This window comes from Geomonas oryzae, assembly GCF_004117875.1.
Taxonomy (GTDB): Bacteria; Desulfobacterota; Desulfuromonadia; order Geobacterales; family Geobacteraceae; genus Geomonas; species Geomonas oryzae.
On sequence record NZ_RAHW01000001.1, the window covers coordinates 546159 to 559222 of the forward strand.

Consider the following 13064-nt stretch of genomic DNA (forward strand, 5'->3'; position numbering starts at 1 on the left):
TTGAGCCGGAAGGATTTTTTTCGCGGCAGCTTCTACGCGGTGGGGGAGTTCCTGCTGAATTCCGGCCGGGTCCCGGCGGATGCGGGTGGGCTGCGCGAGCAGGAGCCGGGCCTGTCGGCGCATCCGGCCGGAGAGGAGGAGGCCGGGGGGGCGCGGGTGGCGCGGGTCGACCCCGCATACTGCCCGGCTCGAAGCTGCGGCTGCTTTACCTGCCTCGACAGGTGCGAGGCGGGGGCGCTCTCCTTGGGCGCGGGAATCGGCATCGTCATCGACGAGGGGCTCTGCACCGGGTGCGGCGAGTGCATCTCCGTCTGCCCGCTCGCCGGACTGGCGCTCAGCCTGGTGCCCGCTAGGTCAGGATCAGCTTCAGAGCCGCCGAAAAGGTGACCAGGGAAAGGGTCTTCAGTATGGCCGGCACCGGGAGCAGCCGGCTGCCGAGCGCCGAGCCCAAGAGGCCGCCCAGAACCGCCGCCGCGGCAAGCCAGGCGGAACCGGGCATGACGTTACCCAGCGAACTGACGTGACCGAGCAGCCCGGCGACGGAATTCACCAGGATGAACAGCGCGGAGATGCCGGCGGTCTGACGGGGCGTGGCCCAGCCGAACAGAAGCAGCAGCGGGCTCAGGAAGATCCCTCCCCCGACGCCGATGAGCCCGGAGACGAACCCCAGCACCATGCCGATCGCCGCCGCGACCGCCTGCGGGGGAGACGAGGGGGGAAGCGGATTTTCGACCTGGCGGTAGACCAGCCGGAAGGCGGCGAAGAGAAGCACCGCCCCGAGCAGGGGCTTGAAGTAGATCGCGGGGAGCTGCAGGGCGCCGCCCACGAAGCTCATCGGGATGGAGGTGACCGCGAAGGGCCAGAAGACGGACCAGCGGAACTGCCCGGCGCGACGATAGGTGCAGGTGGCGATACCGGCGACGAGGATGTTGAGGACGAGCGCGGTCGGTTTTATCGACGCGGTCGGGAGGGCGAAAAGGGCCATGAGGGCGATGTAGCCCGAGGCGCCGCCGTGCCCGACGCTGGAATAGAGGACGGCGACCACCAGGATGCAGAGAAAGAGCGCGAGAAGGATGGTAAGCGTCATAGGGCGAACCCCAGGTCGGCGAACTTGCTGTTCACGAGCTCATCGAACCCCTTTTGCAGCGCCTCGAACTTTTGGAGCAGGTTTTCCGCCTCGGCGGTGAGCGTCGACTCTCCGCCGCCGCTTCCCCCCTTGGAGCGGAGCACGAGCGGAAACCCGAGCCGCTTCTCCATCGAGTCGATGTAGGTCCACGCCTTGCGGTAAGGGATCCCCATCTGTTTCGCGGCGGCGTTTATGGAACCGCTCTTCCCCACCAGTCGCAGCAGCTCGAGGCGCCCCTGTCCCAAGACCGGTTCCCCATCCAGTTCGATCCAGATCTTCGAGCGGACGCAGAGTCCCGAACGAGCGGCGCCGGTCCGGGCTTCACTCGCTTCATCCTGTCTGCAGCTGTCATCGCGGCCATGGTCCGTCATGCGGCTCCTTCCCCCGAAACGCAATCGCGTTATACCAAAAGTGCACAACGCAAAAGATGGTACCATCTTTCCCGCGACGGGCAACCTTTTCCCGCCGCGTCGTACCATCCGCACGTGGCGTCGACGGCGAGATGCCGCGATAAATCGCTATTTTTGTTGAGGCGTGTCTTGGAAATTAATTGACATTAGCACCGTCTACGTGCTATTTAGCCTTGGTTTTCTACCCGTGAATTGTATACGGGACAGGGGACATCCGGTTATGGATCAAGAAAAGAAGAACCTGCTGAGGACGCTGGGCATGATCTCCACCATGGGGATCGCGTTCGCGGTGGCCATCGCCATCGGCGTCTACGTGGGGTTGAAACTGGATCACTGGTTCGGTACCGACCCGTGGTTTTTCTTCATCTTCCTGTTCTTCGGCATTGCGGCAGGCTTCCGCAACATTTTCATATTAGCGGGAAAAGAGCTGCGCGATGACGGGTCCGACAAGGATAAACGAGAGTAACATCTTTTCCTGGCTGGTGCGGGGAAGCCTCCTTCTGAGCGGGGTTTTCGGCGCGGCAGGTGCCTTGCTGGTCTCACCGAGGTTCGGAGTTTCGCTCTTCGCGGGCGGCATGCTCGCCATCGCGAACTTCTTCTGGATCCGCAACGGTCTGGAAGCGGCGCTTCGCCTGCATCCCCGCAGCGCCTCGCGCTTCGCCGTACTGCGCTACATCCTGCGGCTGGCCATCATGGCGGCGCTTTTGTACCTGGCGATCGTGGTCCTCAAGGCTGACATCTTCGGCCTTTTGATCGGACTCTCGGTTCTCGTGATCAACATAATCGCTTTTTCGATATATTTGTCGACCCGTAAAGGAGGCTAGCTTCATGGTTCATCCGTTTTTATTCCTTCAGTTCTTCCGCGAGTTGCTCCACCCCCTCGGTTTCTCCGAGGCAGGTGCGGACGCCGTAGTCTACACCTGGCTGATCATGCTCGGCCTTGTGCTTCTGTCCATCGCGGCAACCAAAAGGCTGCAGGCGGTTCCCTCCGGCCTCCAGAACTTCATGGAAGTGATCGTGGGCGGCATCGAGAACATGCTGGTGGAAACCATGGGCGAGCACGGCCGTCCGTTCTTCCCGCTGGTGGCCACCCTGGCCCTGTTCATCCTGGTGTCCAACCTGATCGGTCTCATCCCGGGCTTCTTCCCGCCGACCGCGAACATCAACACCACCGCGGCCTGCGCTGTCGTCGTGTTCGTCACCACCCACATCGTGGGCGTGAAGCATCACGGTGCCGCTTACATCAAGCACTTCCTGGGCCCCATCGCCTGGCTTGCTCCGATGATGTTCTTCATCGAGGTGATCGGTCACCTGAGCCGCGTGATCTCGCTCACCCTGCGTCTCTTCGGTAACATGAACGGCCACGAGCTCGTCCTGATCATCTTCTTCGGTCTGGCTCCGTTCCTGGTACCGCTGCCGATGATGCTGATGGGCGTGCTGGTCTCCTTCATCCAGGCCTTCGTCTTCATGCTCCTCGCGATGATCTACATCCAGGGCTCGCTGGAGCACGCGCACTAGACAAACAGGTTCTACGTTCCGGGTTCTACGTTCTACGTGGGAACCCATACACAAAGCTTCTCAACATAGAACATAGAACTTAGAACTCGACTTTTAATTCCTATACTATTTAGGAAAAATACGCAGCAAAGGAGAAACAAATGGAATTCTTTACTATGTGTGTACTCGCAGCAGGCATCGGCATGGCTCTCGGCACCCTCGGCACCGGCATCGGCCAGGGTCTCGCAGTTAAGAGCGCTGTTGAAGGCGTTTCCCGTAACCCGGGCGCTTCCGGCAAAATCCTCACCACCATGATGATCGGTCTGGCGATGATCGAGTCCCTGGCGATCTACGCCCTGGTCGTCTGCCTCATCATCCTCTTCGCCAACCCGTACAAAGAAGTTGCTCTCGAGCTGGCTAAAGCTGTCGCGAAGTAATTCGTTACCGACACGAAGCTTGAAAAAGGGCACGCCGCAAGGTGTGCCCTTTTTTCATTCCGGCTTCCACTCTTCCGCTAGCGCCCCCCTCCCTTGACATTTCACACCCGCTATGAAATAGTCCGGCCATGAAAATCATAGCCGACATGCACACCCACACGCTCGCTTCAGGGCACGCCTACTCCACCATCAACGAACTGGCTAATGCCGCCGCCCAGGCCGGGCTGCGCGGACTCGCGGTGACCGACCACGGCCCGGGGCTTCCCGGCGGGCCGCACCGCTTCCACTTTTGCGCCATGCGCTTCGTCCCTGCCACCATATCCGGCGTCAGGATCTTCCGCGGCATCGAGGCGAACATCCTCGACCACTCGGGAAGACTCGACCTCGAGCCGGACGTACTGGAGACGCTCGACTACGTCATGGCGGGCTTCCACGAGGACTGCGGCATTTGCGGCCAGGACCGGGCGCGCAACACGAAGACCCTTCTCGCCGTGATGGAAAACCCGCTGGTGAAATGCATCTCGCACCCGGGTAACCCCATTTTCCCGCTCGATTACGAGGAGATCGTGATGGGTGCGCTCGCCACCGACACGGCGCTCGAGCTGAACAACTCGTCGCTCTCGGCGGTGAGCCGCAAGGGGAGCGAAGGGAACTGCACCGAGATCGCCCGCCTCTGCGCGCGGATCGGGGCGCGGGTGATGATAGGAAGCGACGCGCACATCTGCCAGGGGGTCGGGGCGTTCGACCTGGCTCTCAAGCTCGCGGCCGAGGCGGGGATCGCCGAGGGGCAGGTGGTGAACGCTTCGTGGGAGCGGCTGCTTGATTTCCTGGGGATCAGCGAGTAGGCATCGGAGCGTCCCAGGAAGCAATGGGTATGTTGCCACGACGTAATGCAAATCCCCCCCGTCCCCCCTTCGCAAAGGGGGGAGCGTGAAGCCACGTGCAGCACTTTGTGGCAGCCATCCTCAACATCTCCGAAAAAACCTAAAAAAAGGGGGGCGAACTTTGGTAGTTCGCCCCCCGGTTGCAACAGGCTGACCTTCGGCCTAGCGCTTCACGATTCTCACGCAGTGCGCCGCCTGCTCCGCCTTCGCCCTGGCATCGTCGCAATCCTTGCCGAGAACCAGGGCCACTCCCATGCGACGCCCCTTCCTCGTGTCCGGCTTGCCGAAGAGACGCAGCTTGCTCGCCGGCATGGCGAGCGCCTCGGCTACCCCTTCGAAAGCAACCTCTCCGGCGACATCCTCAGCCAGTATGACGTGCGACGCGGCGCAGCCAAGGCTTTCCACCTCGGGGACCGGAAGCCCGAGGATCGCGCGCACGTGCAGCTCGAACTCGGAGAGGTTCTGGGAAACCATGGTGACCATCCCGGTGTCGTGCGGCCGGGGCGATACTTCGGAGAACCAGACCTTCTCGCCGGTGACGAAGAACTCGACGCCGAAGATGCCGCGTCCACCTAGGGCCGCGGTAACGGCCTCGGCCTGGCGCTGCGCCTCGGCGAGCACGGCGGGAACCATCGTGGTCGGCTGCCACGACTCGTGGTAATCGCCGTCGATCTGACGGTGACCGATCGGCGGACAGAAGCTGGTGCCGGCGACGTGACGCACGGTGAGGAGGGTGATCTCGTAATCGAACGGGATGAACTCCTCGACGATCACCTTGTTGGAGGCGCCACGCGCCCCCTCGATGGCGTAGCGGAAGGAGCGCTCCATGTCGGCCGCGTCGCGCAGGACGCTCTGCCCCTTGCCGGACGAACTCATGATCGGCTTGACGACACAGGGAAGGCCGATGGCGGCGACGGCCTCGGCGAACTCTTCCATGCTGGTGGCGAAACGGTACGCCGCGGTGGGAAGGCCGAGTTCCTCGGCAGCGAGCCTGCGGATCCCCTCGCGGTTCATGGTGAGGTTCGCGGCGCGCGCGGTCGGGATGACGTTGAACCCTTCCTTCTCGAGTTCCAAGAGGTACTCGGTGTTGATCGCCTCGATCTCCGGGACGATATAGGCGGGGTTTTCCAGGCGCACCACCCGATCCAGCTCCTCGCGGTTCAGCATGTCGATCACGTGGCTTCTATGCGCGATCTGCATCGCCGGAGCGTTCGCGTAGCGGTCCACCGCCACCACCTCGATCCCGAACCTCTGGGCCTCGATGGCCACTTCCTTGCCGAGCTCCCCCGAGCCCAAAAGCATCATCCTCGTCGCACCTGTCTTCAGCGGCGTACCGATCATCTTCTCTCCTGACTATTTTTTAGGTTACGGCTACTTCGAACTGTTCCTGGTGGAAGCCGGGCTTCGCGCGGACCGTGATCCGCTTCTTGAAGTTCTTCTCCAGCTCCTCGAGGCCGCGGCGCTCCTCGTCGTAGAGGAGGTCGGCCACCTGCGGGTGCACGGTGAGCATCACCTTGGTGCCCCGGATGTCGAGCATCTCGCGGCGCAGTTCGCGGAAGATCTCGTGGCAGACGGTGATCTTGGACTTCACGTAGCCGCGCCCCTCGCAATAAGGGCAGGGCTCGCACATCATGCGCCCGAGGCTTTCGCGCACGCGCTTCCGGGTCATCTCCACGAGGCCCAGCTCTGAGATCTTCAGGATGTTGGTCTTCGACTTGTCGCTCTTCAACGCCTCCTCGAGCGCCCCGTAGACCTTCTCCCGGTTCACCTCCTTCTCCATGTCGATGAAGTCGATGATGATGATCCCGCCCAGGTTTCTCAGGCGGAGCTGGTAGGCGATCTCCTTGACCGCCTCGAGGTTGGTCTTCAGGATGGTGTCTTCGAGGTTGTGCTTGCCGACGTAGCGCCCGGTGTTCACGTCGATGGCGGTGAGCGCCTCGGTCTGCTCGATGATGATGTAGCCGCCCGACTTGAGCCAGACCTTGCGGCCGAGGGCGCGACTGATCTCCACCTCGAGACCGAAGTGGTCGAAGATCGGCTCCTCCTCGTCGTAGAGCTCGATGGAGTACTTCATCTTCGGCATGAAGGTGCTGATGAACTGGACGATCTTGTCGTGCTCGGGCTTGGAGTCGACGACGATGCGCTCGACCGATTCGGTCAGGATGTCGCGCACCACCTTCTGGGTGACGTCGAGATCCGAGTGGATCAGGCTCGGCGCACCGGCCTTGTCCTTCTTCTTGACGATCTCGTCCCAGAGCTTGGTGAGGTAGTGCAGGTCGGCGACCAGGTCCTCCTCGCTCTTTCCCTCCGAGACGGTGCGGACGATGAAGCCGCCGCCGACCGGCTTGATGCGGTCGACGATCTCTTTCAGGCGCTCGCGCTCGACCTCGTCCTCGATGCGACGGGAGATGCCGACGTGGTCCACGGTCGGCATGTAGACCAGGTGACGCCCGGGGAGCGAGATGTGCGCCGTGATGCGCGCCCCTTTGGTGCCGATCGGTTCCTTGGAGATCTGCACCAGGAGTTCCTGCCCTTCCTGGAGGAGATCCTCGATCGGGTGCAGCGGATGCGGCACCGGCTCCTCACCCTGCTCCGGCTCGATGTAACTGTCGTACTCGTCCATGGCGTCGAAGACGTCCGCCACGTAGAGAAAGGCCGCCTTTTCCAGCCCGATGTCCACGAACGCCGCCTGCATGCCCGGCAGCACCCGGACCACCCTACCCTTGTAGATGTTGCCGATGATCCCCTTCACCCTGCTCCTTTCGACGTACAGCTCCGCGATGGTGCCGTTTTCGATGAGCGCGATGCGGGTCTCGTGGGAGGTGGTGTTGATAACCAGCTCGTTTCCCATGTGAACCCCTTCCTGTATATAAAATTCAAAACACGTTCAACGTTCAGCGTTCAACGTTCGACTTCTTCCACCTCGTGCCACCATGGTCCCGGCGGCAACGGCGATCACGTCCAAACGTGCTACAGGCGAATGCGGCGCAGCATCTTGTGCGCCGGAGCCGGTGCACGAGCCGCCACCGCTGCCTCCCGACAAGCACGCCGGTTGCGAACGTGGAACGTCGAACGTTGAACGTCTTTAGCTAAATAAGACTTCCACCTTCTCCAGCCGCGCCTCCTTGAGGGCCTCGGCGGGGACATCCAGGATGGCGCAGGCGAACTCGACGGGCTTGCCGCGCCCGACCACCATCTCCAGGACGTTTCCTTCCGCCTTCAGCTCGGCCAGCTCATGACGCAGGTCGAACTCGATCGCCTTCCCCTTCTTCTCGCGCCTGAGCGGTACGGACTCAAGGGCAAGAAACGCTGCCGCCTTCTCCGGGAGCGAAACGGCCAGCTCGTCTGGGAGGGTAACGCGGTAGCGCACCTTGTCCATGATGACGGAGAGCGCGGGAGCCCGCAGCGGTATCTCGCTCGACTCCAGCACCCGGACCCCTTCGGGAAGGGTCGCGTTCAGCGCTTCCTTCAGCTCATCCGCCGTGTAGCCTGCGTTCACCTCGAAATCCATGTATTCCGCGTAGGACTCGATGCCGACGGAAAGCGCGGTGGCGAAGGAGAACTTCGGGTGCGGATGGAATCCCTGGGAGTAGCGGATCGGGATGCCGGAGCGGCCGACCGCCCTGGTGAAGAGGGTCAGCATCTCGAGGTGGCTCAGGAAACGCATGCGCCCCACCTTCTCGAAGCGAATGCGGATCCTGGTCCCATCCTCGGTCTGCTCCTGCTGCGCGGTCTCGCAGGCGAAGGTGCCGAAGGGGACGGGATCGTTCAGTCTCAGCTTCACTTCCTTGAAGTCGCAGACGCCGCACCCGGTGCAGCGGTCGAAACGGCAGTCGGGCGTCGCCGCCCCGACAAGGGCCGCTTCGCGCTCCTTCAGGAGGAATTCCTTGGTCACGCCGCAGTCGATGTGGTCCCAGGGAAGCACCTCGTCGGCTTCGCGCCTTCTCAGATAAAAGGAGGCGTCGATCCCGGAATTCTCGAAGGCCTGCGCCCACTTGCTGCGATCGAAGTGCTCCCACCAGCCGTCGAAACGGCACCCGAGCCGGTGCGCCTCGACGAGAAGGCGCGACAGGCGCCGGTCCCCGCGGGCGAAGACACCTTCCATGCCGGAGAGGGAGGCATCCTGCCACTTCATGATCAGCTTCTTTTTCTTGAGGGCGTCGCGCAGGTGGCGCTGCTTCTCGACGATCTCGGCCTCGGTGATCTGCGGCTCCCACTGGAACGGCGTGTGCGGCTTGGGTACGAAGCTCGACACCGACACGTTCACGTCGCCGCCGTTGCCGGCGAGTTTCCCCTGCCGCTTCACCTCGCGGGAAAGTTCCACGATGCCGTCCACGTCCTCCATGGTCTCGGTCGGAAGGCCGATCATGAAGTAGAGCTTGATCAGGCGCCAGCCGTTGCCGTACACCGAGCGCGCGTTATCGAGCAGCGCCTCTTCGGTGATCCCCTTGTTGATGACACTGCGCAGACGCTCGCTCCCTGCCTCGGGGGCGAGGGTGAAGCCGGTCTTGCGCACGCGGCGGATCTCTTCGGCCATCTCGTCGCTCAGGCTCCCGACGCGCATCGACGGCAGGGAAACCGCCTTCTTGCGAGCGGAATAGCGGTCCATGAGCCCTTTCAAAAGCGGCGTGAGGCAGCCGTAGTCTCCGGTTGAGAGGGAGAGGAGGGAGATTTCGTCGTACCCCGTGTTCTCCAGCGCCTCCTCCATGATCTCGAAGACGCGCTCGGGGCTGCGCTCGCGCACGGGGCGGTAGATGTAGCCTGCCTGGCAGAAGCGGCACCCCCTGGTGCAGCCGCGGGATATCTCGACGCTCACCCGGTCGTGCACCGTTTTAAGGAACGGAACGATGGGAGAGGTCGGGTAGTAGGCGGTTTCCAGGTCGGCGACGAAACGACGCCGCACGCTGCGGTAGTTCTCATGCACGGGGGTGATGCGCTCCACCCGGCCGTCCGGGAAGTAGCTCACCTCGAAGAAGGATGGGACGTACACACCTTCTATCCGCGCCAGCCGCTCGAGGAGCTCGCCTTTCGAGAGCCCTGCTTCCTTGGCGGCCCTGACGCACGCGGCCAGCTCGATCACGGCCTCCTCGCCGTCACCGATCAGGAAGGCGTCGAAGAAGTCGGCCAGAGGCTCGGGGTTATAGGCGCATGGACCGCCCCCGATGACAAGCGGATATCCTTCCGGTCGCTCGGCGGCCAAAAGCGGGATCCCGGAGAGGTCCATCATGTTCAGAATGTTGGTGTAGGAAAGCTCGTACTGCAGGGTGAAGCCGAGGATGTCGGCCATTGCCAGCGGGGTGCCGGCTTCCAGGGTAGCCAGAGGTTTTCCCCCGGCGCGCAGCGACGTTTCCAGGTCGGGCCACGGGGCATAGGCCCGCTCGGGCATGATCCAGGCCTGCTCTTTCAGCACGCCGTAGAGCACCTGCAACCCGAGATGGCTCATCCCTATTTCATATACGTCCGGAAAGGCAAGGACGAAGCCGAGCGCCCCTTCCCGGTCGGCAACGGTTCCCATCTCGCCGCCCATGTAACGGGCCGGCTTTTCGACTGACAAAAGTATGTTATTGCTCAAAAATCCCCCAGATAGCTCGGTCAAGCCATGACCGGCCATAATAACAAACTATCCTGATACCTGGCAAGGCAAATACCCGCCGCGGGACGGTCTGCAGGGGAAGTGTATACCTCATTTGAGGTATCGATTGGAGCATATGGGGCGAGGTTTTCATGAAACGGCACCCCTTCCATGACCGCCCCACCAGGTTTATTAAGTGTTTACGGTTATAATGAGACGCTGGCACGCTACCTGCTAATATCCGCAATACCAACCCATTTCAGTAAAGGAGATTTACCATGAAAAAGATCGTTTCTTCCGTAGTTGCTGCTCTCGTTGCTGTTGCTTTCGCTGGTGTTGTTTTCGCTGCTGACGCTGCTCCGGCAGCTGCTCCGGCTGCTCCGGAAGCAAAAAAAGAAGAAAAAGCTCCGGCTAAGAAAGCTGCTCCGAAGAAGAAGAAAGCTGCTAAGAAAGCTGCTAAGAAAGCCGAGAAGAAAGACGAGAAAGCTCCGGCTGCTGAAGCTGCTCCGGCTGCAAAGTAATTTCCCCTTAACGGGTAATTGCGAAAGGCCGCATCTCACGATGCGGCCTTTTTTTATTCCAGAAAACAGACACAAAAAAAGATCCAGGGCAACTGCCTTGGATCTTTTTTACCTTTATGTCTTTGCAGCCTACTCTTTCTGCCAGGCGTAGCCGGGGTCCAGGTAGGGATCGTAGAAGCCCGGGTAGGCAAGGAAGAAGGTGGCAGCCTCCCCTACCCCCGCCACGGTGCGCACCAGCGTCATGCCGACCCCCTTCAAGGGCCCCACGGTCACGCACTTGGCGGCTCCGTCGTCCCGGCAGGTCAGATAGATCTGCTTGGGAAACTCGAACCAACCGGTCGCGACGTTGGCGACACCGCGCACCAGCTTGTTGGCCATGCCGTCCACGACCTCCTGCGGTGAAGCGGACTCGAGGTCACGCCCTTCAGCATGCGCCTTCCCTCCCGTTGCCAAGGCAAAGGCAAGCGCCAGCATGGCGACAAAGACAAACCGCTTGGACATCATCTATTCTCCCTTGGCCTCGACCGGCTGGGCCTCGCTCTGCCCCCTCGGTTCAACCCGTTTTTCCTCCCACCCCTCCCAGACGAACTCCGGGTTGATCATGGGATCGTAATAACCCGGCTGAGGCACCGCAAAGAAGACGGTTTCCGTCAGACCGGTCAGCAGTCGGTAGAATGCCATCCCCACGCCCTTAAGAGGCCCCACCGCGTATCCGATGGCCCCGCGGTCGCGCACCGTCAGGTAGGACTGCTTGGGAATTTCCACGATGGAGGTGGCGGTGTTCGTCACGCCGCGCACCAACTTGAAAGCCATCTTCTCGGCGATCGCCTCCGGCTGCTGTCCCTCCAGGGCGAAAGACGAGGTGGCAAAAACCATGAGCAGCAACATGGAAAACAAAGTCGCCTTAGTGCGCATTTTGACTCCTTTTGAGCTACATGTCGGTAAATGCTCTGTTCTTTTAGCATAGATGTCTTTCATTGGCAAGACGACACTGTTTGTGCCTTTCTTTCAGGGCCAAAAGAAAAGGGCGCGGTCCTCTCGAACCGCGCCCTCGTCAGTTTGTTACTTGTTATCCGAGTTACTTGTTACCGTGCTTTTTGGCGAGATACTCGGCAACGCCGGCGGTGGAAGCCTTCATAGAGTCCTCGCCTTCCTGCCAGTTGGCCGGGCAGACTTCGCCGCCGTGGGTCTCGACGAACTGGAGCGCATCCAGCATCCTGAGGGCCTCGCCGACGCTGCGGCCAAGCGGCAGGTCGTTGATGACGGTGTGGCGAACAACACCCTTGGTGTCGATCAGGAAGAGCCCGCGCAGTGCCACCGACTCGTTGAGCAGGATCCCGTAGGCCTTGGCGATGGACTTGTCGAGGTCCTCGACCAGCGGGTACTGGACGTTGCCTATACCGCCGTTCTCGACCGAGGTGTTCTTCCAGGCCAGGTGCGTGAACCTTGAGTCGACGGAAACACCGATCACCTCGCAGTTCTTCTCCTTGAACTCTGCAACCCTCTTGTTGAACGCGAGGATCTCGGAAGGGCAGACGAAGGTGAAGTCGAGCGGGTAGAAAAAGAGCACGACGTATTTGCCGCGGTATTTGGACAGAGTGAGCTCTGCGAAGGAGTTGTCTGGCATTACCGCCTGCGCCGTGAAATCGGGTGCTTCCTTAGTAACCAAGGTAGTAAGACTCATAAGTGCTGTTCTCCTTTCAGCTGATTGGGATTTCTAATGGAGGCAACTGTACCAGCCCCCTAATCCTCTGTCAATCAAAAAAGATAAAAAGCGTCCTATTTGTCCCTTTACCCTGTCGCGCCGTCCGAGTCCCTCCTACCCTGCACGCCTACCGCTCGATGATTTCGCCGCGAATGCTGATGGTTACCTCACGGAAGGGGATCTCCATCCCGGAGGCGGCCAGGGCCTGACGCGCCGCCATCACGATGCCGCCGCAGCAGGGGACCTCCATCCTGAGCACCGTGATACCCGTGATGCCGGAGACCCGGAACAGCTCGGTGAGCTTTTGCAGGTAGGCGTTGTTGTCGTCTAGCTTCGGGCAGCCGACCACCACCGCCTTTCCGGCGAGGAAGTCCTGGTGGTAGTTCGCGTAGGCGAAGGGGACGCAGTCAGCCGTGATGAGGAGTTCCGCACCCTTGAAGTACGGCGCCGTCACCGGCACCAGGTGCAACTGCACCGGCCACTGTGCCAGCTGGCTCTGCACCGCGCCCGCGGGCTGAGCCGGCGCTGCCGGGGCCGGGGCGAAGCTCTGAACGCGCGAACCGGGGCAACCGCCGCCGTGACCGTGACCGTGACCGTGACCGTGACCGTGGGCATGGGCGTGACCGTGGGCGGGTGCCCCCTGGGCCTGCAGGTGTTTCTCGACGGCAACCTCGTCGAATTCGTCCGCGTCACGCTCGATGATGGTGATGGCATCCTGCGGGCATTCACCCAGGCACGCGCCCAGTCCGTCGCACAGGTTGTCCGCGGCGATCTGTGCTTTGCCGTTGACTATTTTGATCGCCCCCTCGGCACAGGACGGAACACAGAGCCCGCAGCCGTCACATTTTTCCTGGTCGATATTTACGATTTTCCTGATCATCCCTACCCCCTTAAAACCGGTTCTATGTTCTA

General features: G+C 61.5%; 16 protein-coding genes. 7 read left to right on the plus strand and 9 right to left on the minus strand.

The window, feature by feature from the left end:
* Positions 1 to 387, plus strand: coding sequence for an ATP-binding protein (locus D6Z24_RS02490; protein WP_162605061.1), 387 nt, complete (start codon positions 1 to 3; stop codon positions 385 to 387).
* Here the strand turns inward: D6Z24_RS02490 and D6Z24_RS02495 are convergent.
* Both D6Z24_RS02495 and D6Z24_RS02500 read right to left on the minus strand, forming a co-directional pair.
* On the minus strand, positions 350 to 1087 hold the full coding sequence (locus tag D6Z24_RS02495) for a sulfite exporter TauE/SafE family protein (protein ID WP_129124959.1): 738 nt from the start codon (positions 1085 to 1087) through the stop codon (positions 350 to 352). The genes D6Z24_RS02490 and D6Z24_RS02495 overlap by 38 nt on opposite strands.
* Positions 1084 to 1497 (minus strand): winged helix-turn-helix domain-containing protein, encoded by a 414-nt coding sequence (locus D6Z24_RS02500; RefSeq protein ID WP_129124960.1) that lies wholly within the window; start codon positions 1495 to 1497, stop codon positions 1084 to 1086. The genes D6Z24_RS02495 and D6Z24_RS02500 overlap by 4 nt, the downstream gene beginning before the upstream one ends.
* 259 nt (positions 1498 to 1756) lie before the next feature.
* Here D6Z24_RS02500 and D6Z24_RS02505 point away from each other — a divergent pair, with 259 nt between their 5' ends.
* From D6Z24_RS02505 to D6Z24_RS02525, 5 genes are all read left to right on the plus strand, one after another.
* A complete protein-coding gene (locus D6Z24_RS02505; protein WP_129124961.1) occupies positions 1757 to 2002 on the plus strand; it encodes an AtpZ/AtpI family protein in 246 nt (81 codons plus the stop codon).
* Entirely contained in the window at positions 1971 to 2360 is a 390-nt protein-coding gene (locus D6Z24_RS02510) for an ATP synthase subunit I (protein ID WP_129124962.1), read from the plus strand. Before D6Z24_RS02505 ends, D6Z24_RS02510 begins: the two co-directional genes overlap by 32 nt.
* A gap of 4 nt (positions 2361 to 2364) precedes the next feature.
* Complete coding sequence (gene atpB, locus D6Z24_RS02515; RefSeq protein WP_129124963.1) at positions 2365 to 3054, plus strand: F0F1 ATP synthase subunit A; 690 nt, start codon at positions 2365 to 2367, stop codon at positions 3052 to 3054.
* 140 nt (positions 3055 to 3194) lie between these two features.
* The gene (gene atpE, locus D6Z24_RS02520) at positions 3195 to 3470 is read left to right on the plus strand and encodes an ATP synthase F0 subunit C (RefSeq protein ID WP_015722622.1); all 276 of its coding nucleotides are present in this window, start codon (positions 3195 to 3197) and stop codon (positions 3468 to 3470) included.
* 128 nt (positions 3471 to 3598) lie between these two features.
* Positions 3599 to 4315, plus strand: a complete 717-nt coding sequence (locus tag D6Z24_RS02525; RefSeq protein WP_129124964.1) for a phosphatase — start codon at positions 3599 to 3601, stop codon at positions 4313 to 4315.
* 201 nt (positions 4316 to 4516) lie between these two features.
* Here the strand turns inward: D6Z24_RS02525 and purT are convergent, their stop codons facing one another.
* The 3 genes from purT to D6Z24_RS02540 form a co-directional block, all read right to left on the minus strand.
* Positions 4517 to 5695, minus strand: a complete 1179-nt coding sequence (gene purT, locus D6Z24_RS02530) for a formate-dependent phosphoribosylglycinamide formyltransferase (RefSeq protein WP_129124965.1) — start codon at positions 5693 to 5695, stop codon at positions 4517 to 4519.
* A gap of 19 nt (positions 5696 to 5714) precedes the next feature.
* Positions 5715 to 7205 carry an Rne/Rng family ribonuclease gene (locus D6Z24_RS02535; RefSeq protein WP_129124966.1) on the minus strand — a complete coding sequence of 497 codons (1491 nt, stop codon included), beginning with the start codon at positions 7203 to 7205 and terminating at the stop codon, positions 5715 to 5717.
* Positions 7206 to 7439: 234 nt separating this feature from the next.
* Complete coding sequence (locus D6Z24_RS02540; protein ID WP_129124967.1) at positions 7440 to 9926, minus strand: TIGR03960 family B12-binding radical SAM protein; 2487 nt, start codon at positions 9924 to 9926, stop codon at positions 7440 to 7442.
* Between the two features lie 278 nt (positions 9927 to 10204).
* Between D6Z24_RS02540 and D6Z24_RS02545 the strand changes: the two genes are divergently transcribed.
* Positions 10205 to 10447 (plus strand): hypothetical protein, encoded by a 243-nt coding sequence (locus D6Z24_RS02545; RefSeq protein WP_129124968.1) that lies wholly within the window; start codon positions 10205 to 10207, stop codon positions 10445 to 10447.
* A 129-nt stretch (positions 10448 to 10576) separates the two neighbouring features.
* Here D6Z24_RS02545 and D6Z24_RS02550 read toward each other — a convergent pair whose 3' ends face one another.
* The 4 genes from D6Z24_RS02550 to D6Z24_RS02565 form a co-directional block, all read right to left on the minus strand.
* Entirely contained in the window at positions 10577 to 10948 is a 372-nt protein-coding gene (locus D6Z24_RS02550) for an exosortase system-associated protein, TIGR04073 family (protein ID WP_129124969.1), read from the minus strand.
* Positions 10949 to 10951: 3 nt separating this feature from the next.
* Positions 10952 to 11362: an exosortase system-associated protein, TIGR04073 family gene (locus D6Z24_RS02555; RefSeq protein WP_129124970.1), complete on the minus strand. Its 411-nt coding sequence runs from the start codon at positions 11360 to 11362 to the stop codon at positions 10952 to 10954.
* Between the two features lie 163 nt (positions 11363 to 11525).
* Entirely contained in the window at positions 11526 to 12131 is a 606-nt protein-coding gene (locus D6Z24_RS02560) for a peroxiredoxin (RefSeq protein ID WP_129124971.1), read from the minus strand.
* A 148-nt stretch (positions 12132 to 12279) separates the two neighbouring features.
* Positions 12280 to 13032, minus strand: a complete 753-nt coding sequence (locus D6Z24_RS02565) for an ATP-binding protein (RefSeq protein ID WP_129124972.1) — start codon at positions 13030 to 13032, stop codon at positions 12280 to 12282.
* Between the last annotated feature and the right edge of the window lie 32 nt (positions 13033 to 13064).